Below are 26,731 nucleotides of genomic sequence, written 5' to 3' on the forward strand. Positions count from 1 at the left end.
ATTATTCATTCCTCAGGATTTCATAAAATTTATCCATATCAAAGTGCTTTCTCACAGTCTTTGCCAAACGATCGAATTCTGCTTCCTTATATGCTCTGTATTTAAACTGAACAGGGAGATCTTTCAGTCCTTTCCTCCGGCGAAGCGCATTGATAACGGCGCGGCGAAGTTCATCATTATCAAAGAGTCCATGGCAATATGTACCGAAAACATTATGTGCTTCATTAATAAAGCCATCCTTCAAATCAACCGGTTCCAGGCTTCGTTGAACGATATGGAAGAGAGACTGAGCGGGATGTACCAGAGTTGTTTCGCCCATATGGATTTCATAGCCCCTGAGACCTTTCCCTGAAAATTCCATATCAAGAAATGGCAGAGAACTACAATCAAAGGTAACCTGGTACGTATTTTTTTTACCGTGCATGGAAGTTACATAGGGCAGGAGGCCAAGGCCGTCTACTTCGTCATTATTGCTTTCTACATGGAGCGGATCGCATACCTTTTCCCCAAGCATCTGGAAGCCGCCGCAGATACCGATAACCGGCACTCCTTTCGCAGCCATTTCCTGAATTTCTTTCGCATACCCCTGTCTTTTCAGATATAAAAGGTCTTCCGTCGTATTTTTACTGCCCGGCAGCAGGATCAGATCCGGATCGCCAATCATATCCCCCTGCTGTACAAAACGGACATTGACATCCGGTTCGTGATTTAAGGCATCAAAATCAGTAAAATTGGAAATCTTTGGAGTCTGCATGACGACGATATGGATATCACGCATCACATGGTCGCTGGGAAGGTCCTGAAGGGAAACAGAATCTTCATCATCAATACCAAGTTTATCAAGATACGGGATGACACCAACAACAGGAATACCGGTTTTTTCTTTGAGGAATGTCAGGGCCGGTTCAAGAAGGGTAATGTCCCCTCTGAACTTGTTGATAACAAGACCTTTCACCAGTTCGCGTTCATCCGGGTCAAGAAGCTCCAAAGTCCCTACTATGGATGCCAGCGCGCCACCTCTGTCAATATCAGCTATCAGGAATACCGGGGCCCGGCATTCTTTGGCGATACGCATATTCACGATATCATTCTTTTTCAGATTGACTTCAGCCGGACTCCCTGCACCTTCGATGACGATGGCATCGAAATGACTTTCCATATAATCAAGGCTTGTTTTAACGGAATCCCATGCTTTCTGGCTATAGTTATTCTGATATTCAGAAGCGCTGTAATTTCCAACAGATTCTCCCAAAAGTATAACCTGGGAGCAGGAATTACCGGTTGGTTTTAAAAGGACAGGATTCATCTGTACGATTGGAAGAGTGCCCGCAGCCTCAGCCTGAGCCACCGTGGAACGGCCAATTTCTCCACCGGATAAGGTCACATAAGAATTCAATGCCATATTCTGGGCCTTGAATGGTGCCGTTTTATAGCCATCCTGGGCAAGGATACGGCAGAATGCAGTCGTCAGGATACTCTTGCCGACATGGGAACTGGTTCCCTGAAACATTACTCTTTTTGCAGTTTTTGTCATAACAGCTCCACTCCTCTTTCTTTGAGCTCTACTGTAATTCCGGCGATGGAAAGATATACCTTGTCTGATCTTTTAGCTATGTATTGATTAGCCAGGCCGACAAGATCCCTGTATACTCTGCTCATCGCATTGGCCGGAACGATACCCATACCAAGTTCATCGGAGACGAATATGATTTCCTTGCCTTCCGTCATGGCCAGTTTGGAAAACATATGATTTAAATCTTCTTCAAGAACCTTCTGCAGCTGGGTTAAATCGGAAACGCCTAATGTCTCAACGGTAATTCCTTTCATGTGATCCATCAGGATATTGTTAACATACATGGTAATACAGTCAAACAGGACCGTATCCGCTTCATCAAGTATGGTATCCATATGTTCCCCAACGGCATGCATGACTTCAAAAGTTTTCCAGTCAGCAGGACGCCGCTGCCTGTGCAGAATCACCCTGTATTTCATTTCATCGTCAAGAATCTGGCTGGTCGCTATGTATCCCTTTCTTTTCCCTGTAGAATGATACATCAGCTTTTCGGCAAATTCACTTTTCCCGCTTCTGGCACCTCCCAGCACCAGATAAATTGTATTCTTCATGCCCTTTCACCACCTCCATCCCAATTTTTGAGAAACGGTTTTACTATTAAATAATAATACCATAACTACAATTACCTTTCCAGAAATTCACATCGCACTTTTACCAAAAGCGGTGATTGCTGCCACAAGCGTGCGGATTCGAAAGGAATTACACTTTTCAATGACTTTGAAATGAGATAAAATAGAATAAATCAAAGAGCTATGCTCATGTAGGAGGTTATTTTATGCAGGAAGAAAAACAGCCGGATTTGTACCGCATCGACCTGATGCGGACTTTATGGGAAAATACTTTCAGGGGAACGATTTTCAACTATAAAGAGCGATATGTGGCAACCGTACGCCTTATTTTCAGCATTCCACTTGACAGAAGTGAAGTCCCGGCCAATGCGCCTGAAGTAAACCCGGCAATTATTGTACTTGTGGAAGATACCACATTATCACCGATTGAAATTGTAGATTTTGAGCAGGCCATGACTCCGATTCTGGCCAAGCGCCTTGCCAATAAATATTTCCAGCCGGACCGGATTATGTACTTTTACCCAAGCCCGGTGGACGGTGCTGAAACCAAATCAAAAACTGATGAGGAAACAATCAAGGCAAACTGAATCAAAGAGGGAATAATCGAAATACCGCTTCACTTATTTGTGTGACAGCGGTATTTTAGTTTACTATTTTTACGATATAACAAAAAGGATGAGCATCTAAAGCCCATCCTTTTGTTTTAGTTATTATTCGGCCGAAATGAACATTGGATATAACGGCTGTCCGCCTTTATACATTTCAAAGGTGACATCAGGATAATCAGATTCAATACGGTCCAGTTCTTTCCGGCAGCCATCCTCGGAAAGGTTGTCTCCGTAATAAACTGTCACAATCTCGGTATCCTCATTAATAATAAACTTCAGTACCTGGTCCAGGCAATCTCCAAAATCCTTTTTTGCTACTACGTCATGGTTTTTGGTAATTCCCATAAAATCATCTTTGTGAATAATCGATTTCCCAACTATACTGTCTCTGACAGCAGTAGTAATCATTGCGGAAGTAATCTCGGTCATTCTTTCGGTCATAGCAGCAAGATTTTCTTCAAGCGTATTTTCCTCGGAGAATGCCATGGCTGCAGCCAGGCCTTCCATCGGATTGGTCGAAGGAACGATATGGACCTTTTCACCCAGCATTTTCTGGAGCTGCTGAGCGGCCAGGATAATATTTTTATTATTCGGAAGAATGATATATTTTTCGTAATTCCCGTTATCCATACCGTTGCTTAATTCCTGTACAGATGGATTCATGGACTGGCCGCCTGAAACGACATCAGCCCCCAGTTTTCTGAAAAGTTCTGTCCATCCATCGCCGGATACAACAGTAAGTATACCCAGTGGTTTTTTCACGAGCTTCTGCTGCTTTTCCTTATTCTTGTGGAATTGATCCACCATGTTATCACATTTGATATCATGAAGGGTTCCCCAGTCCGCAGCCATATCCAGAACATGACCGGGACGCTGGGCATGAATATGGACTTTTACAAGATTATCGCCTTCCGCGACAATCATGGATTCGCCCCAGGCGTTCAGTTTCTTGCGCACTTCCTTCGCATTTACCTTGCAGGGACTGATAATAAATTCGGTACAGTATGGGTATTCGATAGAGAAAGATTCTCCTTTAGCTTCCAGTCTGCTGATAACCGGTTTCACTTCAACCTTTACATCTTCCACCTGCCCTGTAAGACCATTAAGGCATCCCATAAGGAAGAAAATGAGTCCCTGACCACCGGCATCCACTACATTGGCATCCTTTAAAATCTGAAGCTGCTCCGGGGTTTTGGCCAAAGCTTCATTTCCACACTCAATGGATGCCTCAAGAATTTTGCTGAAGTCGGTTTCCGTACGGATAAACTCTCTCGTCCCCTTGGCAATTCCTCTGGCTACAGAAAGAATTGTGCCCTCCACCGGTTTGGTAACAGCACGATATGCATACAGGATGCCATACTGGAAAGCCTTACTCATCTGGCCACAGGACGCAGTCTTTTTACCATGAAGCCCACGGCTGATACCATGAATAATCTGGGAAAGAATAACGCCGGAGTTTCCTCTGGCACCCATTATAGCACCAGCGGCGGCTTTTTCTGCCAGAATACCGACAGGCTGATCCGTTTTTTCCTCTGCAATCATGCTGTACATGGATTTCAATGTGTTGAGCATATTATTTCCCGTATCCCCGTCAGGTACTGGAAACACATTCAACTGATTGATAATCTCATATTTCTCCTGAAACAGCTGATATGCACCGGTCAGCATATTTTGAAATAAACTCCATCAATCACATTATACATATGTCCATCCCCCATTATTTGGCACTTTCAAAAATAATTCCAGTTAACCCCGGTCCCAAATAAGATGCCAATACAGCGGTGCCGGTTGATAAAGTTACTTCAATATCCGGATATTCTGCCTGGACCCTGGACTGTAAAGCTCTGCCGCCCTCCTCATTTTCAATATGTACAATCCCAATCCGCTTACAAGGCGAATTCTCATGGAGGTAATCAATCATGGCAGCAGCAGCTTTTTTACCAGTCCTGACTTTAGCCAGCACATCAACTTCATTTTTGCCATTAAGATAAATTACCGGCTTTATTTTCAGTATACTTCCGATAAGACCTGCTGCTTTCCCAATTCTTCCCCCTCTTCTCAGATAATCAAGAGTATCCACAGTAAAGGTAGTCCGCATATGATCAGCCGCTTCCAGAAGCTTTGTGGAAATTTCTTCAAAAGGAAGTCCCTGTTCGATCATTTCGATTCCATCTTCCACAATCTGCATCATCCCGATAGCAGTTGTTCTGGAATTGATAACCGAAATATTCTTTCTACCGGACTGACGGGCAGCCAGTACGGCGCCATTATAAGTGCCGCTGACGCCGGAAGTCAGGCAGATAACTATAATAGGATCTTCCGGTGGAATTTCATTAAAAATCCTGATAAAATCTCCAGTGCTCGGCTGGCTGGTCTGAATAGCCTTTTGGGTCCGCTCTGAATAGTCAATCACCTGCTCAATAGTGGCTTCATATTCTGGTACATATTCCCCATTCATAGAAATAAACAACGGAATAATCCGGACATTTTTATGAGTATCCAGAAAATCCTTAGGTATAGCTGCTGTGCTGTCCACGACTAAATGAATCATAGAAAAGAGTCCTTCCTGTTATTTTTATTTTTTCCCGGCTTTCCTCTGGGCTTTTCTTTCAGCGAATTCCTTCAAAAGCTGCTGATAATCGTCCTCATCATAACCATTGGTTGCCAGAATGTACTCCTTAATTTTTCTGCGCTGAAGAGCCACATTCATAGCAGAAAGTTCAAAGGGATCCAGCGAGATACGGGCAAGCATTTCTCCTGTTGAAGAATAACCAACAATTCCTTCTCCAAGCAGATCGACAAGCTTTTCCTTTTTAACTACTTCGCAGAAAGTCCTGAAGAACCGTTCCGCTTCTTTTTCCATACTGTTACGGATTCTCTTATATTCATCTGCCTTGTCTGCAGGAATCCGGAACCCGTCAATTTCAACATATTTGTTTGGCAAATTAAACATAGCATCACCTGTATTTTTTAGATTTTCTCACTATTTAAATATATCGCCCCATAAAGATTTGGTCAAGTTTTATAACGTAAGAATATAACAAAAACGGCAGAAAATTTTATAAATGTAAAATAAAATCAAAAATATACCTCCGTAACACCAGCGCCCCCGTTAGTTGGATCTGCCTCATGATATTCCCGCACAAAATTAAGACTGGATAGATAGTCCTGAATTCCTCGTCTTAATTTACCAGTTCCTTTGCCATGAATGATCTGTACCGGCGATATCCCGGCCATAAAACAGTCATTAAGAAATCTGTCCACCTCGGGAATGGCTTCATCCACCGTTTTTCCTATAATGTTCAGGTTCGTATGAATGGTTTCAACAGAAGCGGCAATATGTTTTGATTTTAGTGGAGGTGCTATCGTCTTCTTCGCTTTTAAGGGCTTATCAGCTTCAAAGAGATGATTCCTTGTCACTTTCACATGAAGCATTCCACATTCAACAGATACCGCATTCCTGTTAACGCTGACAATGACCCCTTCACTGTCAATGGTATCGATATAAACCCACTGGCCCGTTTTTATTTTGTCCACGGGCAGAGGATTATGCCTGTTGTTTTTTGACGGAATAGATAATTGATTAATTTTTCCTCGAACGGAAGAGATGCGCATTCCAAGTTGTTCTCTTGACAGATCCGCAGCATTTTTCTTCAGCTCTTTGATGATAGATTCTGACTGGACACGTAAATCCCGCTTCATATTTTCCGCTTCCTGACGGGCTTTATCAAGAATGGAGTCCTTTTTCCGGAATAAGTTATCCCTTTCCAGGGTCAGCTGTTGGTGAAGTTTTTCTGCCTGCTGCAACTGATGATCGACTTCTTCTTTTTCTTCATCCATTCGCCGACTCTGGGTATTCAGCTTTTCCATGACCTCATCCATTTTATGAAGAGGCGATGATTCCTTGAGCATGACTGCACGGCCCAGAATCACATCAGGCATACCGAACCGCCTGCAGATGTTAAATGCATTACTGTTTCCTGCCACACCGATAATCAGACGATAGGTAGGAGCCAATGTTTCCTCATCAAATTCAACAAATGCATTTTCAATCCCCTTCGTTTCATAAGCAAGTTTTTTCATTTCGCTGAAGTGGGATGTAATAATAGCAGGAACGCTGTGCATTTGCAGATATTCCGTAACCGCCTGTGCCAAAGCAGCCCCTTCAATCGGATCAGTACCGGAACCAAGTTCATCCAGCAGAACAAGATCTTTTGATCCTGCCGTCGGCAAAAATGATACCATCTGCGTAATATAGCTGGAAAAAGTCGACAGATTATCCTGAATGCTCTGTTCGTCGCCAATAATAGCATAGATATGTTCGTATACCGGAAGAACAGATCCTTCCTCGGCAGGTATGAACAGGCCGGACTGGTTCATAAGTGCAAGAAGCCCGGCCGTCTTAATGGCAATCGTCTTGCCACCTGCATTGGAACCGGTAATGATGAGGATCCGGAAAGTTTTACACAGGGTCATAGAAACAGGGACTACCCTGTCAGAGGGAATCAAGGGATGTCGGGCTTTTCGAAGGTCCAGAACACCTTTCCCGGATATCACGGCCCTGACCGCTCTCATCGATAACGCGAGGCGGGCGCGAGCAAAAATAAATTCAATATTCGTCGCAATACGGCAGTTATCACGAATAATGGAAATGGATTTCTTTACCTCCCCTGTCAGACGGTGAAGAATTTCCTGAATTTCCTGCTTTTCCGCAGACTGTAATTCGGCAAGGTCATTATTGAGCTGAACGGATATCATGGGTTCCATGAAAAGCGTCTGGCCCGTTGAAGATCGATCATGAATAATACCGCTGAATTTATAACGATATTCTTCCTTGACTGGTACTACATACCTTCCATTTCTCTGGGTAATAATGGAATCCTGCAGATACCCGGCCGTATCCCTGTCCTGAATGATTCTCTGGAAAGACCGGCGAATTTTTGCTTTTACCGTCTCTTTCTGGGTCCGTATCCGATAAAGTTTAAGGGATGCCTGGTCTCTGATTTCACCATGCTCGTCAAACACCTGAAAAATATGACCAATCAGGCTGTCCTGAGGGACAATCAGAGAAACGATTCCTTCCAGCTCAGGATATACCAAATGCCTTTCGCCCTCAAAATAATGATGCATCTTCTTATAAGTGTCAAGAGAACTGGCAAGATCAAGAAATTCTTTCGGCATCAGAATACTGTCTTTTTCAGCCTTCTTAAGGATTTCCCTGATATCATAAGTCTCACCGAGAGGTGTGGTTATTTCACGCTGAAGAAGTGTATATGCCTCTTCCGTTTCCGTTAAAAGTTTTGCCACTACTTCAGGCACAAAAGATGGCTGCAGATGAAGTGCTTCTTCTTTTGAAAGTGCAGATGGAGCCGCATCAGAAAGCATCTTTTTAATTTTATCGAATTCAAGAATTTCAAGTACATCTTTTTCCATTACAAAACCCCTTTAAAAAAGTGTCCTCTTGTGACCCCCTTTTGCTGAGGATTAAAAGAGCGGGCTGTATCATAATTTCCATCGAGGATTTTTACCGAATCGCCAATAATTTCATTAACCGGCTCTTCAACACCTCTTACATCGACAATCAGCGAAGTAAGGCCGGCATCCACCAGTTCTTTTAAATAGGGTCTCATATCCAGCCGGTTGCAGTTCAGAATATGCATATGGCACCATTCATCTGTTTTAACCGGGAAAAGCCTGCCTTCCAGATCTCTCAGGCTGTATGAGTCCTGCATGCAGTAGCCGGGACAATGATTTTTATCTTTTTCCCCCATAACAGCATTAATAACACAATATTCAGAAATCATCATTTCTGTATATCCGTAAATCACGGCTGCAAGAGGAATGCCGGACCTCGAAATCATATCCCTGATCTGGGGCAGACTGACTTCTTGCGAAACAACAGCTCCGCTCATCCCCCACTCCTTGACTGTATCAAGTGCTTCGCTGTTAAAAATATTAAAGGATGTACCGGCAATGACCGGCGTATGAATCTTTCTTTCTTCAGCGGTCCATAAAAAGCCGGGATGCTCGAGAATGATTCCATCAGACGCAAGCGAATCAAGAAAGGAAAGGGTTGACAATACTTTCCCGAGATTTTTCTGACGGACCACTCTGGGAGATGCAAAATAAATATGACAGCCATTTTCCCTGGCGAAAGCCGCAGCTGTTTCATACTGTTCATAAGAAACAGCCCTGTGATCATAGGATTCCCCGCCAAAAATAAAATGACGAACTCCCGCTTCGAAGGCATATTTCATCTGATTTAAAGAACATGTGCGCAGCAGGATATGCGCTCTCCCTTCTTCCAGCCGCTTTTGAGAAACGGATAATTTAAATCCACCTTCACGAATCGCAGGAATCATACTTTCGTGATACTTCTCTCTAAGCTGCTGCAATTTCTCAATTCCCTCAGTCCTCATATGGTTTAAAAGGCTCTTAGGAACCATGCAGCCTTCATTTCTGATCTCAGCTGACTGAACCGTAAACCAGGTATTTCCAAGGCGAGACAGCTGATTTTTTATTTCCTCATCAGCAGTCATCCTGGAAACTGCTTTTTGTGCGATAAATTCCGAATGGACCGTAACCTCATTGGACTGATCATCGGTCAAAACCAGAACCAGAGGGGTTTCCGGTAAAGCGGTAAATCGAAGAGTAAGGGGAATTTTGCCCCGAAGGTCACGAAACTGAAATGATTTCTTCTCAGGTTTCAGCACCCAGTATACCCTGCCACCTGCCCTTGGAACACTGCCATCATACAGAACTTTAACAGAATGATTTTTACCGGGCCTGATTTTATTAGAGGGAACAAACGCAATTGTATTCTTATTTGTTTCATAGGAAATACCCGACAGGATCCCCTCAGGCTGATCATCCGGCCGGAACAGGAAAGATCCTTCATGGATATTCCCGATTCTTCCGGCATCGATGCCATGATTCCCAGGTGCCATTCCGGTAAACATATCACAGCCAATATGATCATCAAGATAGCCGGATGTATATCCACGGTTAAACTCCTCTTTCAAAGACTTTTCAAAAGAATCCGTTTCCGTCTTGAAACCGGCTTCCGCGCTGTCTATAACCTTCCTGTAAGCAGAAATCGTGTTATAAACATATTCAGGGCTCTTCATTCTCCCTTCTACTTTCAATGAAGTAACCCCGGCTTTTAAGAATTCGGAAATACGATGAATTCCCAGCATATCTTTAAGACTTAAAATGTAATTGCCCCTCTGGTTACAGGGCACTCCCGACTTATTAATCAGGTCATAAGGCATGCGGCAGGGCTGGGCACAGGCTCCTCTATTTCCACTCCGCCCGCCTATAAAACTGCTCATCAGGCACTGTCCTGAATAACATACGCAGAGAGCCCCGTGAACAAAAACTTCAATCTCAATGCCTGCAGAATGAACGATATGACCAATTTCTTTCAGGGATAACTCCCGGGATAAAACGACCCTCTGAAATCCCAGCTTCTTTAAGAAAAGTACTTCATCGAGATTGGAAACTGTCATCTGCGTACTGGCATGAAGCGGGATATGAGGCGCATATTTTCGCGCCATGGCAGCAACACCGAAATCCTGAACCAGAAGGCCATCCACAGGAATTGTGTTCAGATACAGGAGATATTCCCTGAGTTTGCCCATTTCCATATCACCGATCAGTGTATTCAGTGTTATATAAACACAGGCCCCATGCAGATGAGCCTGATGAACTGCTGACTTGAGTTCTTCATCGGAAAAGTTTCCGGCAAATTTTCTGGCACTGAATAATTTACCGCCAAGATACACAGCATCGGCTCCCGCATCGAGAGCTGCCATCAGATGAGCCGGCGAACCAGCCGGTGCCAGTAATTCCATAATTTCCTCCTGCATTAAAACGTAAACAAATCTAATTATAAACCTTCTGCGCAATATTCATTTAAAATTATAAGATAAAAAAAGAAGACATTCAATGAGATGAATGTCTTCAACATCTGCAAAATAACTATTTTACCTCTGCTTCATATCTCGCAAGCGTAAAGCATAAATCAGAAAGACGATTCAGGTAGCGGATATCCACTTCATGAACGTCTTCATTTTCAGAGAGACGCCACATATCTCTTTCCGCCCGGCGGACAACAGTGCGCGCTACATCGAGGAAGCTTGCGCTCTGTGTATCTCCGGGAACGATAAAATGATTGAGTGGAGCCAGAGAATCCGTGTACTGATCAATGATATGCTCAAGATTGGTCACATGATCCGGCGTGATATTTGGTTCTTTGCCAACACTGGCAATGTCCGCCATAAGAAGCCAGAGTTCTTTTTGAAGCTTGAAAATAGTTTCTTTTACATTGTCATGAGAAGCAAAAGCACGAGCCTCACCTAATACAGAATCGGCCTCATCCACAGTACCATAAGTTTCAACGCGAAGACTGCCCTTCGATACTCTTTCTCCAGTGTAAAGACTTGTTTTACCCTTATCACCTGTACGTGTATATACCTTTGCCATGACAGACTCCTTATTTGCTTAATTCAGGGAACCAGAGACCAATTTCTCTTGCAGCGGTTTCTGGAGCATCAGAAGCATGTACCACATTTTCATCAATGGAAGTAGCGAAATCCCCGCGAATGGAGCCGGGAACTGCTTTCAGCGGATCAGTAGCACCATTGATCTGGCGGACTGCTGCAACTGCATTTTCGCCTTCAATAACCATAGCCAGTACAGGACCGGAAGTAATAAAAGCGATCAGGTCTTTGAAGAAGCCTTTGCCTTCATGTTCAGCATAATGTTTCTTGGCCAGTTCTTCCGGAACCTGAATCATCTTGATTGCGTGAATAGTCAGTCCTTTTCTTTCAAAACGGGAAATAACTTCACCGCAGATGTGTTTTTTTACGCCGTCCGGTTTAACAAGTACAAGAGTTTTTTCGATGTTAGCCATAAATATGACCCTCCTTAATAAGAATGCATTTCTGCTGCAATTTCACGCAGCTTCTCTACCCTTTCTTCCGTAGAAGGATGGGTTGAAAACAGATTTGCCATACCGCCGGCGCCGGTTAAAGGATTAATAATAAATAAACCGGACGTGGCAGGTTTTGCATTGGCCATGACCCTGTGGCGGGAATAGGCGTCAAGTTTCATCAAAGCGCTTGCCAGCGCGAGGGGCTTTCCTGAAATGGCCGCCCCGGAAGCGTCAGCCATAAATTCGCGAGACCTGGATAAAGCCAGCTGTATCAAAGTAGCCGCTATCGGGGACACAAATACGGTGACAAGAAGAGCAATCGGATTGGAACTATTGCCATTCTCATCCCGTCCGCCTCCAAATATGGCTGCCCACTGTGCAATATTGGCAATGTAGCTGATAGCTGTAGCGATAGAAGCCGCCAGTGTCATAATCAGTGTATCACGATGGCGGATATGTGACAACTCATGACTTATAACTCCTGCCAGTTCATCACGATCCAACATGGAAAGAATTCCTTCTGTTACCGCCACGGCTGCATGATTTTCATTTCTGCCTGTAGCAAAGGCATTCGGGACGTCAGTCGGTAATACATAAAGCTTTGGCATCGGCATATGAGCTCTATCTGTCAATTCACGTACCAGTTCAAAAAGTTCAGGTACTTCATTCTCACTGAGCTCCCGGGCATTATAGGCCCTAAGTGCCATTTTATCACAATTCCAATAGGTGTAAAAATTCATAGCGAAGGAAAAAATCAGCATCATAAAAGCTCCTTGTCTTCCTCCTACTGTCCCCCCAACTGCCATCAGGACTATGCTGAGAAGTGTTAAAAGAATTACAGATTTAATTCTGTTCAATAAAGTTGCTCCTTCCTATAGAAAAAAATAAATATGTATAAATAAAAAAATGGTCGGAACGACATGATTCGAACATGCGACCTCTACCACCCCAAGGTAGCGCTCTACCAAACTGAGCTACGTCCCGACATTTGTTACAAATAATAGGATACACAATTATTGGGGTTTTGTCAAGTCAGACGGCCATAATACCGGACTGGTCAAAATCAAGTATAAGATAATGGGAAGTTATATTTCCTTCAGCAAATCCCCGTACCATAGCTTTTCCTACTTCTTCTGCCTTATCCTTTGGAGAAAAAGCAATAATAGTTGGACCAGAACCACTAATGGTTGCCCCGTAAGCGCCAGCTTTTTCCGCATTGGAAATAACTTTAACTGCCCCCGGAATCAGCCCCAGCCGGTAAGGTACATGAATCACATCATCAAGACCGAATTTAAGATATTCCGGTTTCTGGTACATGAAAGCAGCCATCAGGAAAGAAACCGCCCCAATATTGTGGACTGCGTCACTCCGAGAATAGCTTTTGGGCAATACAGCCCTTGCCTTTTCAGTATGGAGTTCAAAATCAGGGATAGTAACCACAGCTTTCCAATGGGACGGAATATCGATTCTTTCTGCAGTGACCTCTCCATCTTTCAGCAGGGCCATACAGAAACCACCCAGAATGGCCGGTGCTGCATTGTCCGGATGACCTTCCATCTCAGCTGTAATATCAAGTATATCTTTTCTCTTAAAGGGTTCCCCCATAAGCATATTGGCAAGAAATACACCGGATGCAGTAGCTGCGGAACTGCTTCCAAGACCCCTGGCGAAAGGAATACGGTTAATAAGATACATTTTCCCGCCAGAAATTTTCCTGCCTGCTTTTTCAGCAGTTTCTGCCATGGCCTTAATTATCATATTATCAAGACCAGCGGCAATCTGTCCTACACCTTCTCCTTCGGCCCGAATTTCCGTATCGATAAGAGACATGCCGGAAACTGGCACAAACTGGACTACGTTATACAATCCAAGAGACATACCAAGAGTATCAAATCCGCTCCCTATGTTGGCCGTTGTTGCCGGGACTCTGACGATATAAGTTTTATTTTCTGTCATCTTCCATTACCCTCACAATATTTGCGACCTGGCGCATACAGGGTAAAACCTGCAGTGCTTTTTCCACATGAATAATATTTTCCCTCGCTGTCTGTTCAGTAATAATCATCAGCTCGGCTGCATCCTCGATTCGGCTCTTCTGGACAACCTCTTTAATGCTGATATCATTATCAGCGTAAGCAGAAGCGATTTGGGAAAGAACACCGGTAACATCATCTACAATAAGCCGGAAATAGTAAGAATTTTTCAACTTAAGGGAAGAATAGAAAGGAATTCTCTTTGTCTCCGTCAGCATCATACCGGTCCCGGTTGAATGGTTCATAATATGTTTGGCTGTACTGATTACATCGCTCATCACTGCACTGGCTGTAGGAAGCGAACCGGCACCTTTGCCGTAAAACATAACATCATCAACAATATTACCTGTTACATAAATTGCATTATATGAACCTTTTACGGATGCCAGAGGGTGGTTTCTGGGAACAAATGCCGGATAAACATTTAGTGCAATTCCATTCTCCATACGGATGGCCACGGCAAGCAGTTTAATGGTATACCCCATTTCACTGGCGTACTGGACATCATTCTGGGATATTTTTTCAATTCCTTCAACCAGGACATCATCGAATGTTACATTAGCATGGAACCCGATGGAAGCAAGGATTGCCAGTTTTCTGGCAGCATCAAAGCCGGCAACATCGTTTGTCGGATCCGCCTCGGCATAACCTTTTTTCTGGGCAACCCGTAAGGCGTCATTATAACTTATGCCCGCTTCATCCATATTGGAAAGCATAAAATTCGTTGTACCATTCACAATTCCTATAATACTTTCAATTTCATTAGCGGCCAGAGAATCATGTAAGGGCCTAAGAATAGGAATGCCGCCGCCCACGCTGGCCTCACAACTGAAATTCACGGAATTTTCCATAGCAGTATGCATGATTTCGGGGCCGAAAAGTGCAACCAGGTCTTTATTTGCACTTACTACATTGATATGATGCTTGAGTGCTTCAAAAATATATTCTTTTGCAGGGTGAATACCGCCCATAACCTCAATTATGATATTAAGATTTTCGTCCGAGATAATGTCATCAAAAGAACTGGTCAAGTCAACACCTTGCAAAGCGGGAAGATTCTTATACTTATCCGGATGCCGGACAAGGACATGGGTAATCCGGAAACGGCAGCCAATAACGTCTTCGATCAGTTTTCCGTTACGAGAAATGGTTTCGGCCACACCGCTTCCCACCGTACCAAATCCCAGGAGCGCTACGTTAATATCTCTCATTTAAATTCTCCTCCCGATTTCATAAGTAATGACTGGATTCCTTTCATATCGGTCAATGAATACTTCAAATCCTGCAGGCTGAGTTCTGTTTCTTCTGTTCGAAAATGTATAAAAAGAGACGCATACTTATCTGATATCCTTGTTTTGCTGCAGGCAAGAAGCTCGTTTCGATCTTTTAAGACACGACGCAAAATCCTGCTGTACAATGTCATATCATCCTGCATGATTATAAATAATACTACAAAATAGTCTTCCCTGTCATCAATAGCCGGAGCAACATGATCCTTATATTTATAATATGCGCTTCTACTGATGTCTACCTGATGCACAGCCTCATTAATTGAACCACAGGTACCATCTTTAAGCATTTCCTTTACTTTTATAGTTTTTTTGATTGCTTCCGGTAAAATCTGAAGATCTACCAGATAAAACTGTTTTTCGTCTTTTCTCATATTTCAAGGTCGCTCCACCGGTTCAGAAAGAATTTCAAATTCATATGAAACCAGGAAGTCTTTAAAAAAATTAAATTTTCGTCAAATCACCATAGGAAATAAGCTTTATTCCATTTATTTCCAACTTTTTCCTGACTGCCAGAGATGTAATCCCCATAAGCTCTGCTTCCCCATGATAGCCCCAATGAAAAGATTCCTCCATGGCATTGGCATCAGCCGATGGATGACACATCCATTCATTGACGCCCTCTTTAAGGCGATCAATAATATCAAGCATACGGGACTCATAAAAATGACCTCCGTACATCATTCCCCAGAAATAATCATTCGTGTGTATTCCCATTTCATGAATCTTTTCCCGATGATTCCTTGCCATAAAAGATAAGCCATTTTTAGCAGAGAACCGGAAAATAGTCCCGGGATTCAGACCAAAGCCGAAACGAAGCCGCTCATCCGGTACCCGCATACAGGGGATATGATACTTATGCGCCAACGTCAGGGCAATCGGGAAAAAATGATTCCACATATGCATATGCTGGTGACCATCTATATGAGTGATTGGAAGACCGGTATCCAGTATCTTTCTAATCTGCGCATCCCATTCACGATATACCTCATCCATCCGGATCATACCCCTCAGATCGCGCTTGATCAACTCAAGATAATTAGAACATAACCGGCCATTTTCCCAGGTAATGGTAGGGACCTCTTTTGAAGGAAGTACGGTTGGAAGGCCGCCAACCAGGGTCAGATGAATTCCAATACCGATACCTTTCAATGAACGGGCCATATGAACAGCATCTTCAAATGCAGCCCCCCCTGCCATAAGGGATGTACTCGTCAGAATACCGGATTCAAAGCCACGGCAAACTGCCCGGTTCACTGCCGGATGTATACCGAAATCATCTGCATTTACTATAAGGAATTTTGTCATAAGATCCCCCTCTGGAGGAAATATCCATATTGAACCTTCAAGAAAAATGAAAAAGTATAACCGCTGCTGCAATAGAAACATTTAAAGATTCCACATTCCCCTGCAGTGGGATATATAGATTTTTATCGGTCATACCCAAAATTTCCGGCCTGATGCCATTGCCTTCATTGCCGAATACAAAAACGCCATCCGGAACGGCACCAACCTCTTTGTAAGGAACCGATTGATGTAATGCGGTTCCGAAAAAAGGGATTCCACATAAATTCCTGAATTTTTTTAAAAACTCAATATCCACATGTTCGTAAATCGGGATTCGAAGTATACTTCCCATTGAACTCCGTACAACTTTTTCTGCATAAACATCGGTGCACCCTTCTGTCAAAATAACGGCATGTACACCTGCAGCAGCTGCAGTTCTCAAAATAGTCCCCATATTACCGGGATCCTGAACAGAATCAAGTACTACATAATGACCTTTCAATGGTTTTAAAAGATCATTACGGTCATATTTCTTTTTATGCGAAATTACCAGGATACCCTGACCATGTTCGGTACCGGAAAGCAGATTCATGATGCCAGACGTTACTGAAGAGAAATGCCAGCGCAGCGGTTTAGCAGCGTCCATAACCTTATTCAATCTGGGATTATCCTGAACATCCTCACTGATAAAACAGGTGCAGTCACCAATCCCTTGACCACAGGCATCTTCTGCACTCCTGAAACCTTCAAGGAGAAATGCATCATATCGGTCGCGGTATTTTTTCTGCTTCAGCTGCAACGCAATCTTGATCAGATGATTATTACGGCTTGTTATATTTTCCATATAAGTCTCCGCGTTCATGAATGAATCATTTCCAGGGCTTTTAAATAAACTTGTTCAACCGGAATCGTGTCCATATGGCTTTCTTTCGTTCCGGGATGATTGGCAAGAAATACGTGACAGTTCGGATTTCCATATGGGCCGCTCCGGTCAGGGAGTGTAGGTCCAAAAAGTGCAATTATAGGCGTATGAACTGCATTGGCAATATGCAAAGGACCAGTATCGCTGGATATATGCAGAGCCGCCATCTTTTCCAGAGCAGCCAGTTCCAGAAGGCTTGTTTCTCCCATAAGATTAACAGTATAGGAAGACGGAGAATATTTTCGGATTATTTCCCCCATCCCCTGTTCACTTTTTACTCCGGCCACAATATTAAAAATCTTTTCGGAGGATAATCTCTCAGCAAGTGTCCCCCAGCTGCTGAGAGGCCATTTTTTAGTCTCCCCCCTGGTTCCCGGTACAAGAACGACATAGGGGCCAATAACGCCCCTCTTTTCAAGGAGTTTTGAAACTGAAACCATTTCTTTGGAAAAGTCATGAAGAGGAAATTCAATTTCTGAAACCGGACAGCCCAGATATCGCATGACATCAAGAAGCTGCTCTATAATATGGTCATTTTTATGGATGCCGGAAATCGGCCTGCTGGCAAGGAAACTGCCCTCGCGGGCATCCTGATAGCCAATTCTGCAGCTGCAGCCGGAAATGGCGGAAATAACGGCACTCTTGGCTATCATCTGCAAGTCAATAACCAAATCAAAATGACAGGACTGTAAATCTCTGTGGACCTGGCGCAAATAGGAAAGATTTCTGATTTTCTTTCTGTCCACGATATAGATTTCGTTAATCCATGGCTCACCAGGGAGGATCCCCGCAAAAGCCTCATGAACCGCCCAGGTAAGCCGCGCATTGGGATAGGCTTTTCTCAGCACGTAGAGAGACGGAAGTGCATGAATGATATCCCCTAAAGAACTCATTTTGATAATTAAAATATTTTTGAAATTCTTCATACTTTAATCCCTTATGTCCGGCAGCATCTTTTTAACAAACGTTTCCAGGTTCCCTCCATTAAAAAGGAATCCTTTGATTCCTGCTCTTTTAGCAGCTTCTATATCCCGTTCGCCATCACCGAAAAGAAAACATCTTTCCGGCAGCAGATCATACTCCTGCATGGCCTTCAAAATCATTCCCGGAGAAGGTTTACGACAGCTGCATACCTTGTCATACCGCGAAACAGATGCCCCCGGCAAATGCGGGCAGTAATAGAATTCGGTAATCCTGCCTCCGCATTGTTCAAATACTTTATTCATCTCAAGATGAAGATTCTGCACATCCTGCTCTGAGTAATAACCTCTGGCAACTCCGCTCTGATTAGTTACAACAAAAGTAAGCCAGCCTCTTTCAGTAAGCCAGGCAACGGTTTCTCTGGCTCCCTCAATCCATTGCAGCTGATCCATGGAATGAAGGTATCCGGTATCTACGTTTAATACGCCATCCCGATCAAAGAATACAGCTTTATTATTCATTGGTCCATCCGGCATCATCAATCATCTGACAAATAATATGAGCAGCAAGCATGTGAATCTCCTGGATTCTAGCAGTTACATCAGAAGGCACAATCAGAATTTCGTCGCATAAATCGACCATGGCTCCGCCAGTTTTACCTGATGATCCAATAGTAGTGAGTCCTTTCCTGCGGGCAGTGTTCAATGCCGCATTAACATTTGAACTGTTGCCACTGGTTGAAATACCCCAAAGTACATCACCTTCATAACCGAGACCCTCCACCTGACGGGCAAAAACCCGGTCATAGCTGTAATCATTGGCCACGGCTGTAATGATAGAGGTATCTGTAGTAAGGGCTATAGCAGGCAGGGAAATTCTTTCATTATGAAAACGGCCTACAAATTCGGCAGCTATATGCTGTGCATCAGCTGCGGATCCTCCATTGCCGCAAATCAGAATCTTATGCCCACCGGCAAGTGCTTTATAACAGATATTTGCCATGGAAGATATCACGGGAAATAAATTCCGGCATTTATTAACAACTTCTTCGTGAGCATCAAAACACTGGTTGATAATATTATTGTTCATGCAATTTGTCTTCATGTGAAAATTCCTTTTCGCCGGAATGCTTCTGATTGTTCATTAAAGCCTGAAGCTCATCCATAAAGCTTCCAATATCCTTGAATTCACGATAAACAGATGCAAAACGGACATAGGCAACCTGATCAAGTTTCTTCAGTTCATCCATCACGAAATTCCCTATCTCCACGGTGGAAACTTCCTGCTTGAAATCATTCCGTATTTTTCTTTCTACTGATTCGACGATGTTCTCTATCTGCTGCGATGTAATATTACGTTTTTCGCACGCCCTGATCAGGCCGCTCCGAAGCTTGTTCTTACTGAAAAGTTCCCGGCTGCCATCTTTCTTTATTACGCGGATTGGCATCTGCTCTACCGTTTCATATGTGGTGAACCTGCGGCCACAGGAAAGGCACTGCCGTCTGCGCCTGATTGATGCGCCATCATCTGTATCACGGGAATCGGTGACTTTGGTATCCTGGCTGCTGCAATAAGGACATTTCATAATTTTTTCTTCCTTCGTTTTGAAAAGAAAAACCACACTGCTGCGGCGGTGTGGTTTAGAAGTTCAATCTTATTTTCTGAGGAAGTCAGGTACAGTAATTCCCGGGTTTGTACGAACCGTTGTACCGAATTTATTTCCTCCAGCCGGAGCCTTCTTCTTGTCACCAAACCCTGTAGCAATTACAGTAATCTTGATGGAATCTCCATCCATATTCGGATCCACGGAAGTCCCAAAAATTATATTTGCTTCGGGATCAGCAGCTTCAGTGATAGCTGAAACGGCCGCATTGATTTCAAACAGGCCAAGATCATCATTCCCGGTAATATTGATGATGATTCCCTTTGCCCCTTCAATGTTTCTTTCAAGAAGCTGGCTATTGATAGCAGCTCTGGCTGCATCTGTAGCTCTATCTTCTCCTGTGCCTTCACCGATTCCCATCAGTGCATCACCCTGGTCACTCATAATTGTCCGAATATCGGCGAAATCAAGGTTAATCACACCGGGATTTGTAATCAGGTCAGTAATCCCCTGGATTCCCTGGCGAAGAACATCATCGGCTGTTCTGAATGCATCTTTCAGAGTAACTTTTTTATCAAGGAAACCAAGTAATTTATCATTCGGCACGACAAGAATTGCATCTACGTTCTGCTTTAATTTGGCAATGCCTTCCTCAGCATTTTTGGCTCTGACCTTTCCTTCAAAACTGAAAGGTTTTGTAACTACCGCGATGGTAAGAGAACCCTGTTCTCTGGCGCACTGTGCTGCAACTGGTGCCGCACCGGTACCGGTACCGCCGCCCATGCCTGCAGTAACGAAAACCATATCAGCTCCGGATAGTGCTTTAGCTAATTCATCTCTGGATTCTTCAGCAGCTGCTTCGCCAACTTCCGGTTTTGCACCAGCTCCCAATCCTTTTGTCTGCTTTTCCCCAATCTGAATCTTCTGTTCTGCCTGGGACAGGTCAAGGACCTGCCGTTCCGTATTGACAGCAATGAAATCCACGCCCTTAACCTGAGCATCAATCATGCGGTTAACCGCATTATTTCCGCCTCCACCGACGCCGATTACTTTAATGTTAGCCATTCTGGTCTCTTCCATATTTGCTCCTCCTTCAGGATTTCAGTTTGTTATTCCAAAACCTGCGGTCAATCTATATTGGCCGATTATTTCCTCTTAATCATATCTTACATTGTACAATAATTTAAAGGAATTCGCCACAACTATAGACAAACAATAAATAAAATTTCATTAAATATCATTTTTTGAGCTTTATTAAAGCAGATGCAGGATTTGCATCAAGATATTCTACTGACAATCCTCTCGCTTTCACATCTCCCACCATGTCTTCTGCCAGGCGGGCCCTTTCTTCCATACGTTCACCATCGCCAAGACGGACAGCAATTCCCTCTCTGGTATACGCATTAATGTTTTCCGGATTTCCAATATTTACTTCCGAAAATACTCTGATACCTTCTGGCGAAAGATTATTAAGAAAATTAAGTGCCTCGTCTATATCGGAACCTGAAATCCGATCTTCTAAAAGAAGATTTCCAAATCTTTTTCCCGTAATGAGAGGAACAGTGACTTTCGAGATAGACTGAACGGTATCCATGACAATACCATCTTTATCAACAAGCGCATAACCAAATTCGCCTTGAACGATGGCTATAGGGATACGGTCGTGTACAACAACCTCCATAGTCAGAGGAAATTTTCTATGTACCTGAACAGAATCAATCCGGATATCCCGGGAAAGTCTCTCCTCAAGCTGTGAAGTACTGATTTGGAGCACATTGACGGGCTGCCAGATTTTTCCCTCAAAAAGAATATCATCTACGGTTAGAATATCGGAACCGGTTAAAACAATATATCCCAAAGGCACGGGAAGCAGAAGCAACGCAAGGAAAAATATAATAATTACAGAAAAACCTATCAAGATATTGGATCTTAAGGAGCTTTTTCGATTTCCTTTATGTTTACGTTTTTTCTCCGATTTTAAAGAAATGATATTTCCAATCGCAGGAGGCTGTTCCGGATTTTCCACTACATCCAAATTCGAATCGGCTTTCGTTGAATGACCATGCTGTTCTTCGATGAATTCATTAAAACTTTTAAAATCATTCATATTGATAACCAAAATTTAGTAAATCAAACTTTACCGAGACCGGCTTCCAAAAGAATTTTTTCACAAAGGGAAGAAAAAGATATACCTGCTGCCGCAGCGGCTTTAGGAACCAGGCTGGTCGAAGTCATTCCCGGGATAGAATTGGCTTCAAGGATAAAAGGCCTGCCTTCTTTATCTGCCTTAAAATCAAAGCGGACGGCACCCTTACATTCAGCTACTTTATAACCCTGCTCCGCCGCATATTTCATTTGTAAAGCCAGTTCGTCCGAAATAGGAGCTGGCACAATATAATCCGTAGCCCCCTTTGTATACTTGGAATGATAGTCATATTGACCGGAATGTGGACAAATCTGTATCACAGGAAGCGCCATACCATCCAGTACAGAAACAGTGAATTCATCACCATCAAGATATGCTTCTGCCAGGATACGAGGCTCTACATGAAATACCCTTTCAAGCGCAGCCTGTAGATTATTTTCATTCCTGACAATTTCAATACCAATAGTGGAGCCTTCACATGCCGGCTTAAGAACTACGGGAAATACGAATTCCTTTTTTATATCATCCATAACGGTCTCAATTCCATCTTTAAGAAAATATGGTTTTGAATGGGCCATTGGAAGTCCGGATTGCTTGAAGAGGTAGCTGCTCATTATTTTATCCATTGTAATAGCAGACGATGTCACACCGGAACCGGTATAGGGAATCCCGGCAAGTTCAAGTACGCTCTGGATCGTGCCATCCTCCCCATATTTTCCATGAAGCGCTATAAAGACTGCCTCAGCTTCGACAGATTTCAAATCTTCCACAACATGACGAGGATCGTATTCCATAGGAATAACCTTATAACCTATAGCTGATAGAGCTTCGGCAACAGCTTTGCCCGTGTTTCTTGAAACCTCGGCCTCTGTCGAAGGGCCGCCCATTAATACAACGATATTTGAATCTTTGGTAATCACTTTTCCATACCTTTTTCTTTCATTAAATGTGCTAAAGCCTCTCCGGATTTAAAAATACTCCCAGCGCCCATAGTGATGACCATATCACCTGGCTTAAGGCAATCATATAAGGCATCAGACATATCCTGGACATTCGGGATATAATGGATTTCCTTCTCCGGAAGCCTGTTCCGGACGACATCCGGAATCGTATGTCCATCTACTCCCGGAATCGGAACCTCGCTGGCAGCATAAATATCCGTGAAGAAAAGCACATCAGCATCATCAAAAGCTTCCGCGAATTCGTCTTTCAAAAGAAGTGTCCTGGAATACCTGTGGGGTTGGAATGCGCAGATGATACGCTTTACACCGGTCTCTTTTGCAGCCCTCAGTGTAGCCTTGATTTCAGTAGGATGGTGTGCATAATCATCCACTATCCATAAATCCTCATTATGGAATTTGGTTTCAAATCGACGCTTGGCCCCTTTGAAATGGCTGATGGCTCTTGCAGACACATCAAAAGGAATCCCGCAATACGAAGCAGCGGCAAGGGCCCCCAGAGAATTCCTGACATTATGCAGCCCGGGAACATGAAGACAGATAGTTCCAAGCTTTTTCCCTTCGTGAAGGATATCATAATAAAGCAGGCGGTTAACATAATGAATATTTACAGCTCTGTAATCAGCCTTATCATCAAGACCATAGGTAATTACCTTCGAATGGATTCCGGGTAAAATGGCCCTGACGCCATCACTGTCAAGGCACATAAAAGCAGCGCCTTCCGCAAAGGTAATATGATTAACAAAATCTGTAAAAGCTTTTCTGATATTTTCAACAGTCTTATAATGATCCAGATGATCATCTTCCACGTTCGTTACTATAGCTATAAAATTATGGAATTTCAGAAAGGAACCGTCGCTTTCATCCGCTTCCGCGATTACATAGTCTCCTTTTCCAAGTATTGAATTACCATGGATATAGTCAGCGGCGGCACCAAGGACAATGGTAGGATCTTCTCCGGCTTCTGAAAAAATCTGTCCCACCATAGCAGACGTAGTCGATTTGCCATGAGCACCCGCAACTGAAATTCCTTTTCCTTCTTCCAAAAGTGCGGCAAGTACGTCAGAGCGATGAAAAACCGGTATATTTTCCCTCCTCGCTTCCACAAGTTCCGGGTTATCAGAAGAAATGGCAGAGGAAATAATCACACAACCTGCCCCTTTAACATTGGAAGGAGCATGCCCTATAAAGATGGATGCTCCCCGAGCTTTAAAGTTTTCAATTGCCGGGGAATCGGCCAGATCCGAACCGGAAATTGAAAGTCCTTTTTCCAGGAGGATTTCTGCAAGAGCACGCATTCCCATTCCACCAATCCCGATAAAATGGAAACTTTTATATTTCATCAAATCCATGACAGTCCCCCCTTGTTATTTACATAAACCAAGCGCAAGTCTGGCAATATCCTGACCTGCATGAATCCTGCCAAGACCAAAAGCAGCATCAGACATGGTATGAAGTGCGGCCGGCATATTTTTCAGATATTCAATATCCTGAATCAATTCTTTTCCGGTAAGATATTTATCAACTATCATTTTAGCCGCTCCTGCTGCAACGAATACCCGGGCATTGAAGGTCTGATGATCCTCAGCCGCATACGGATATGGAATCAGTATGGCAGGAAGTCCCCGGGCTGCAAGCTCTGCAAGGCTGATGGCTCCTGCGCGGCAAATAATCAGATCAGCTGCCGCGAGGGCAGATGGCATATCGTATTCATATTTTATGATTCTGCCGGCCTTGCCTACCCTTCCATCATCAGAAGCATGAACTGATTTCAGGACTTTATCGTACTCCAGAGTCCCGGTAACATGATAAAGGCAGAGATTATCCGTATCTTTGAAATAATCATGAACATCAGCCATTGCATTATTAATAGAACGGGCCCCTCTGCTTCCTCCGGTAACAAGTACCATAAAAGTATCATGCGGTATTCCCAGTTTCTTTCTGGATTCTTCCCGGGCTGCTGCCACAATATCCGGTCTGATCGGATTCCCGGTATATATACACTTCTCCGGATGAGGGAAACGAGGTTTTGCTTCTTCATAACCCAAAGCAATTTTATCAACAACACGACTTAAGATTTTATTCGTAATTCCCGGTATTACATTCTGTTCCTGGATAAGTGTAGGGATATGGCTGAGCGCAGCTGCCATAAGTATAGGTCCGCATACATAACCACCGGTTCCTATAACGACATCAGGCTTAAACTGTTTCAATATGGACCTTGCCTTAAACAAACTTCCGGCAGTTTTAAGAAGGATTCCGATGTTCTGTACTGTCAAAGCCCGCTTAAGACCATAAGCAGGAATGGAGGCAAACTTATATCCTTCCTTGGGAATAATTCTTGATTCCATTCCGTTTGGCGTACCGACGAAAAGGAATTCAACATCCTCCAGAGAGGACAATTCCCTTGCAATGGTAACAGCCGGATAAATATGTCCACCCGTTCCACCGCCTGATAAAATAATCCGTTTCATATAATCACCATATCATTTAAGACCATTCACAAGACGTTTGAAATCCATGCCCCGTTCTTCCATATTATGATACATATCAAAGGACGAACAGGCAGGAGACAAAATGACAATATCTCCAGGTTCTGCCAGTTTTTCACCTGTAGTAACAGCCTCAGCCATGGACCCCACACGATAGATTGAAGTTATGCCGGCCCTTTTCGCTGTCTTTTCAAAGCGATCGGCAGCGGCCCCAAGAAGAATCAGATGAATCGTATGCAATTTAACTTCGGCCATGAAATCATCCAGTGGAGTACCTTTATCATATCCCCCTGCAATGAGGATGACCGGCTTATCAAATGCGCTCATACCTTTTATTGCAGCATCAGTATTGGTGGCTTTGGAATCATTATAATACTCGACGCCGCGAAATGTTCTTACATATTCAATCCTGTTCGGTAGAGATGTAAATTCTTTTAAAGTGGAAATAATAACTTCCCTGTTAACCCCACCCTCTATAGCCAGGAAAGAAGCGGCCAGGGCATCTTCATAATTCTGCTTTCCTTTTAGTTTCATTTCAGAAGTACTGCAGAGATGGATATCCTTACCCGAACGGCGTATTGTCAGCACATTGTTATCAAGAAAAGCCCCTTCTTCCACTTCATGATTTGTGGAAAGCAGGCATACCCGGGTATGGGATGCCGCTTTGCGTGCCAGTTCCGGAGTATACGGATCATCAGCGTTAAGAAGAATACAATCAGAAAAATCCATATTTTCGAAAATTCGAGCTTTAGCCGCCGCATATGCTTCCATTGTATGATGGCGTTCCAGATGATCCGGTGTTATGTTCAAGATCACTCCGGCCTTCGGCTTAAATGTATTGATAAATTCCAGCTGAAAACTGGAAACTTCCGCTGCAATCAACCCGTTCTCCGGAACCAATTCCGCTTCCCGGCTGAGGGAAATCCCAAGGTTTCCCGCCAATGCAAAAGGTTTACCGCTTTTACTGATCATACTGCCCAAAAGCGTTGTGGTAGTAGTTTTCCCATTGGTACCTGTAATTGCAAGAATAGGGGCCTTTGTCACCTGATAAGCAAGTTCCACTTCACTGATAACAGAAATGCCCTTCTTTCTGGCAGCCTGAACAATAACATTTTCAGCCGGTATGACAGGCGAAACCACCACAGTATCAATATTTTCAAGCAAATCTTCTGACTGGGGTCCGAACTGGAAAACAGCCCCCTGTTCCAATAGTGCTGCCCGTTCCTTTTTATCCTGAATATTGTCTTTCAGGTCGGAAATAAGCACATGGATATCATGACGAAGCAGCACATGTGCTGCGCCGAGGCCGCTGATTCCGGCCCCTAGAATCAATACATTTTTCATTTGCATGCCTCCTTCATCGGCACCGGGAAAATTAGACTAATTAACTATCA

General features: G+C 43.6%; 26 protein-coding genes and 1 tRNA gene. 1 reads left to right on the forward strand and 26 read right to left on the reverse strand.

Features of this window, described 5'->3' with window-relative positions:
• Nucleotide 1: 1 nt before the first annotated feature.
• Entirely contained in the window at nt 2–1,534 is a 1,533-nt protein-coding gene (locus VZT47_RS00785) for a cobyric acid synthase (RefSeq protein WP_330223069.1), read from the reverse strand.
• The gene (gene cobU / locus VZT47_RS00790; RefSeq protein ID WP_330223070.1) at nt 1,531–2,124 is read right to left on the reverse strand and encodes a bifunctional adenosylcobinamide kinase/adenosylcobinamide-phosphate guanylyltransferase; all 594 of its coding nucleotides are present in this window, start codon (nt 2,122–2,124) and stop codon (nt 1,531–1,533) included. Before cobU ends, VZT47_RS00785 begins: the two co-directional genes overlap by 4 nt.
• Before the next feature lie 224 nt (nt 2,125–2,348).
• Between cobU and VZT47_RS00795 the strand changes: the two genes are divergently transcribed.
• Nucleotides 2,349–2,729: a hypothetical protein gene (locus VZT47_RS00795; protein WP_330223071.1), complete on the forward strand. Its 381-nt coding sequence runs from the start codon at nt 2,349–2,351 to the stop codon at nt 2,727–2,729.
• A 123-nt stretch (nt 2,730–2,852) separates the two neighbouring features.
• Here the strand turns inward: VZT47_RS00795 and VZT47_RS00800 are convergent, their stop codons facing one another.
• The 24 genes from VZT47_RS00800 to murD form a co-directional block, all read right to left on the reverse strand.
• Nucleotides 2,853–4,418 carry a DAK2 domain-containing protein gene (locus VZT47_RS00800; RefSeq protein ID WP_330223072.1) on the reverse strand — a complete coding sequence of 522 codons (1,566 nt, stop codon included), beginning with the start codon at nt 4,416–4,418 and terminating at the stop codon, nt 2,853–2,855.
• Between the two features lie 49 nt (nt 4,419–4,467).
• A complete protein-coding gene (locus VZT47_RS00805; RefSeq protein ID WP_330223073.1) occupies nt 4,468–5,301 on the reverse strand; it encodes a DegV family protein in 834 nt (277 codons plus the stop codon).
• Nucleotides 5,302–5,325: 24 nt separating this feature from the next.
• Complete coding sequence (locus VZT47_RS00810) at nt 5,326–5,703, reverse strand: hypothetical protein (protein ID WP_330223074.1); 378 nt, start codon at nt 5,701–5,703, stop codon at nt 5,326–5,328.
• Between the two features lie 125 nt (nt 5,704–5,828).
• Nucleotides 5,829–8,183 (reverse strand): endonuclease MutS2, encoded by a 2,355-nt coding sequence (locus VZT47_RS00815; RefSeq protein ID WP_330223075.1) that lies wholly within the window; start codon nt 8,181–8,183, stop codon nt 5,829–5,831.
• Nucleotides 8,183–10,603, reverse strand: coding sequence for a DUF3656 domain-containing U32 family peptidase (locus tag VZT47_RS00820; RefSeq protein WP_330223076.1), 2,421 nt, complete (start codon nt 10,601–10,603; stop codon nt 8,183–8,185). The genes VZT47_RS00815 and VZT47_RS00820 overlap by 1 nt, the downstream gene beginning before the upstream one ends.
• Nucleotides 10,604–10,730: 127 nt before the next feature.
• The gene (locus tag VZT47_RS00825) at nt 10,731–11,234 is read right to left on the reverse strand and encodes a cob(I)yrinic acid a,c-diamide adenosyltransferase (protein ID WP_330223077.1); all 504 of its coding nucleotides are present in this window, start codon (nt 11,232–11,234) and stop codon (nt 10,731–10,733) included.
• 10 nt (nt 11,235–11,244) lie between these two features.
• A complete protein-coding gene (ndk, locus tag VZT47_RS00830) occupies nt 11,245–11,664 on the reverse strand; it encodes a nucleoside-diphosphate kinase (protein ID WP_296953957.1) in 420 nt (139 codons plus the stop codon).
• A gap of 14 nt (nt 11,665–11,678) precedes the next feature.
• Entirely contained in the window at nt 11,679–12,542 is an 864-nt protein-coding gene (gene htpX / locus VZT47_RS00835; protein WP_330223078.1) for a zinc metalloprotease HtpX, read from the reverse strand.
• A gap of 50 nt (nt 12,543–12,592) precedes the next feature.
• A tRNA-Pro gene (locus tag VZT47_RS00840) sits at nt 12,593–12,669 on the reverse strand.
• Between the two features lie 48 nt (nt 12,670–12,717).
• Complete coding sequence (gene thrB, locus VZT47_RS00845) at nt 12,718–13,641, reverse strand: homoserine kinase (RefSeq protein ID WP_330223079.1); 924 nt, start codon at nt 13,639–13,641, stop codon at nt 12,718–12,720.
• The gene (locus tag VZT47_RS00850; protein WP_330223080.1) at nt 13,628–14,929 is read right to left on the reverse strand and encodes a homoserine dehydrogenase; all 1,302 of its coding nucleotides are present in this window, start codon (nt 14,927–14,929) and stop codon (nt 13,628–13,630) included. The genes thrB and VZT47_RS00850 overlap by 14 nt, the downstream gene beginning before the upstream one ends.
• Nucleotides 14,926–15,381, reverse strand: coding sequence for an amino acid-binding protein (locus tag VZT47_RS00855; RefSeq protein ID WP_330223081.1), 456 nt, complete (start codon nt 15,379–15,381; stop codon nt 14,926–14,928). The genes VZT47_RS00850 and VZT47_RS00855 overlap by 4 nt, the downstream gene beginning before the upstream one ends.
• A gap of 70 nt (nt 15,382–15,451) precedes the next feature.
• Complete coding sequence (locus VZT47_RS00860) at nt 15,452–16,315, reverse strand: ChbG/HpnK family deacetylase (RefSeq protein WP_330223082.1); 864 nt, start codon at nt 16,313–16,315, stop codon at nt 15,452–15,454.
• A 37-nt stretch (nt 16,316–16,352) separates the two neighbouring features.
• Nucleotides 16,353–17,138, reverse strand: a complete 786-nt coding sequence (locus tag VZT47_RS00865; RefSeq protein ID WP_330223083.1) for a TrmH family RNA methyltransferase — start codon at nt 17,136–17,138, stop codon at nt 16,353–16,355.
• A 14-nt stretch (nt 17,139–17,152) separates the two neighbouring features.
• Nucleotides 17,153–18,142 (reverse strand): glycosyltransferase family 9 protein, encoded by a 990-nt coding sequence (locus VZT47_RS00870; protein ID WP_330223084.1) that lies wholly within the window; start codon nt 18,140–18,142, stop codon nt 17,153–17,155.
• A gap of 3 nt (nt 18,143–18,145) precedes the next feature.
• Nucleotides 18,146–18,658 (reverse strand): D-glycero-alpha-D-manno-heptose-1,7-bisphosphate 7-phosphatase, encoded by a 513-nt coding sequence (locus VZT47_RS00875; protein WP_330223085.1) that lies wholly within the window; start codon nt 18,656–18,658, stop codon nt 18,146–18,148.
• On the reverse strand, nt 18,651–19,226 hold the full coding sequence (gene gmhA, locus VZT47_RS00880; protein WP_330223086.1) for a D-sedoheptulose 7-phosphate isomerase: 576 nt from the start codon (nt 19,224–19,226) through the stop codon (nt 18,651–18,653). The genes VZT47_RS00875 and gmhA overlap by 8 nt, the downstream gene beginning before the upstream one ends.
• Nucleotides 19,216–19,722, reverse strand: coding sequence for a transcriptional regulator NrdR (nrdR, locus tag VZT47_RS00885; protein WP_330223087.1), 507 nt, complete (start codon nt 19,720–19,722; stop codon nt 19,216–19,218). Before nrdR ends, gmhA begins: the two co-directional genes overlap by 11 nt.
• 69 nt (nt 19,723–19,791) lie before the next feature.
• The gene (ftsZ, locus tag VZT47_RS00890) at nt 19,792–20,820 is read right to left on the reverse strand and encodes a cell division protein FtsZ (protein WP_330223088.1); all 1,029 of its coding nucleotides are present in this window, start codon (nt 20,818–20,820) and stop codon (nt 19,792–19,794) included.
• Nucleotides 20,821–20,977: 157 nt separating this feature from the next.
• Nucleotides 20,978–21,847: a cell division protein FtsQ/DivIB gene (locus tag VZT47_RS00895; protein WP_330223089.1), complete on the reverse strand. Its 870-nt coding sequence runs from the start codon at nt 21,845–21,847 to the stop codon at nt 20,978–20,980.
• A gap of 23 nt (nt 21,848–21,870) precedes the next feature.
• Nucleotides 21,871–22,773, reverse strand: coding sequence for a D-alanine--D-alanine ligase family protein (locus VZT47_RS00900; protein ID WP_442877406.1), 903 nt, complete (start codon nt 22,771–22,773; stop codon nt 21,871–21,873).
• A 29-nt stretch (nt 22,774–22,802) separates the two neighbouring features.
• The gene (murC, locus tag VZT47_RS00905; protein WP_330223091.1) at nt 22,803–24,197 is read right to left on the reverse strand and encodes a UDP-N-acetylmuramate--L-alanine ligase; all 1,395 of its coding nucleotides are present in this window, start codon (nt 24,195–24,197) and stop codon (nt 22,803–22,805) included.
• A 15-nt stretch (nt 24,198–24,212) separates the two neighbouring features.
• Nucleotides 24,213–25,319: an undecaprenyldiphospho-muramoylpentapeptide beta-N-acetylglucosaminyltransferase gene (murG, locus tag VZT47_RS00910; RefSeq protein ID WP_330223092.1), complete on the reverse strand. Its 1,107-nt coding sequence runs from the start codon at nt 25,317–25,319 to the stop codon at nt 24,213–24,215.
• A 12-nt stretch (nt 25,320–25,331) separates the two neighbouring features.
• On the reverse strand, nt 25,332–26,681 hold the full coding sequence (gene murD / locus VZT47_RS00915; RefSeq protein WP_330223093.1) for a UDP-N-acetylmuramoyl-L-alanine--D-glutamate ligase: 1,350 nt from the start codon (nt 26,679–26,681) through the stop codon (nt 25,332–25,334).
• Nucleotides 26,682–26,731 lie beyond the last annotated feature (50 nt).

It is taken from the genome of Dialister sp. (genome assembly GCF_036343215.1).
In the GTDB taxonomy this organism is placed as follows: domain Bacteria; phylum Bacillota; class Negativicutes; order Veillonellales; family Dialisteraceae; genus Dialister.

Bases quoted from the DNA above. Each gene is read 5' to 3' on its own strand.
- VZT47_RS00785 (WP_330223069.1), bottom strand. From the start codon at position 1,534: ATGACAAAAACTGCAAAAAGAGTAATGTTTCAGGGAACCAGTTCCCAT.
- cobU (WP_330223070.1), bottom strand. From the start codon at position 2,124: ATGAAGAATACAATTTATCTGGTGCTGGGAGGTGCCAGAAGCGGGAAA.
- VZT47_RS00795 (WP_330223071.1), top strand. From the start codon at position 2,349: ATGCAGGAAGAAAAACAGCCGGATTTGTACCGCATCGACCTGATGCGG.
- VZT47_RS00800 (WP_330223072.1), bottom strand. From the start codon at position 4,418: ATGCTGACCGGTGCATATCAGCTGTTTCAGGAGAAATATGAGATTATC.
- VZT47_RS00805 (WP_330223073.1), bottom strand. From the start codon at position 5,301: ATGATTCATTTAGTCGTGGACAGCACAGCAGCTATACCTAAGGATTTT.
- VZT47_RS00810 (WP_330223074.1), bottom strand. From the start codon at position 5,703: ATGTTTAATTTGCCAAACAAATATGTTGAAATTGACGGGTTCCGGATT.
- VZT47_RS00815 (WP_330223075.1), bottom strand. From the start codon at position 8,183: ATGGAAAAAGATGTACTTGAAATTCTTGAATTCGATAAAATTAAAAAG.
- VZT47_RS00820 (WP_330223076.1), bottom strand. From the start codon at position 10,603: ATGGAATTACTGGCACCGGCTGGTTCGCCGGCTCATCTGATGGCAGCT.
- VZT47_RS00825 (WP_330223077.1), bottom strand. From the start codon at position 11,234: ATGGCAAAGGTATATACACGTACAGGTGATAAGGGTAAAACAAGTCTT.
- ndk (WP_296953957.1), bottom strand. From the start codon at position 11,664: ATGGCTAACATCGAAAAAACTCTTGTACTTGTTAAACCGGACGGCGTA.
- thrB (WP_330223079.1), bottom strand. From the start codon at position 13,641: ATGACAGAAAATAAAACTTATATCGTCAGAGTCCCGGCAACAACGGCC.
- VZT47_RS00850 (WP_330223080.1), bottom strand. From the start codon at position 14,929: ATGAGAGATATTAACGTAGCGCTCCTGGGATTTGGTACGGTGGGAAGC.
- VZT47_RS00855 (WP_330223081.1), bottom strand. From the start codon at position 15,381: ATGAGAAAAGACGAAAAACAGTTTTATCTGGTAGATCTTCAGATTTTA.
- VZT47_RS00860 (WP_330223082.1), bottom strand. From the start codon at position 16,315: ATGACAAAATTCCTTATAGTAAATGCAGATGATTTCGGTATACATCCG.
- VZT47_RS00865 (WP_330223083.1), bottom strand. From the start codon at position 17,138: ATGGAAAATATAACAAGCCGTAATAATCATCTGATCAAGATTGCGTTG.
- VZT47_RS00870 (WP_330223084.1), bottom strand. From the start codon at position 18,142: ATGAAGAATTTCAAAAATATTTTAATTATCAAAATGAGTTCTTTAGGG.
- VZT47_RS00875 (WP_330223085.1), bottom strand. From the start codon at position 18,658: ATGAATAATAAAGCTGTATTCTTTGATCGGGATGGCGTATTAAACGTA.
- gmhA (WP_330223086.1), bottom strand. From the start codon at position 19,226: ATGAACAATAATATTATCAACCAGTGTTTTGATGCTCACGAAGAAGTT.
- nrdR (WP_330223087.1), bottom strand. From the start codon at position 19,722: ATGAAATGTCCTTATTGCAGCAGCCAGGATACCAAAGTCACCGATTCC.
- ftsZ (WP_330223088.1), bottom strand. From the start codon at position 20,820: ATGGAAGAGACCAGAATGGCTAACATTAAAGTAATCGGCGTCGGTGGA.
- VZT47_RS00895 (WP_330223089.1), bottom strand. From the start codon at position 21,847: ATGAATGATTTTAAAAGTTTTAATGAATTCATCGAAGAACAGCATGGT.
- VZT47_RS00900 (WP_442877406.1), bottom strand. From the start codon at position 22,773: ATGGGCGGCCCTTCGACAGAGGCCGAGGTTTCAAGAAACACGGGCAAA.
- murC (WP_330223091.1), bottom strand. From the start codon at position 24,197: ATGGATTTGATGAAATATAAAAGTTTCCATTTTATCGGGATTGGTGGA.
- murG (WP_330223092.1), bottom strand. From the start codon at position 25,319: ATGAAACGGATTATTTTATCAGGCGGTGGAACGGGTGGACATATTTAT.
- murD (WP_330223093.1), bottom strand. From the start codon at position 26,681: ATGAAAAATGTATTGATTCTAGGGGCCGGAATCAGCGGCCTCGGCGCA.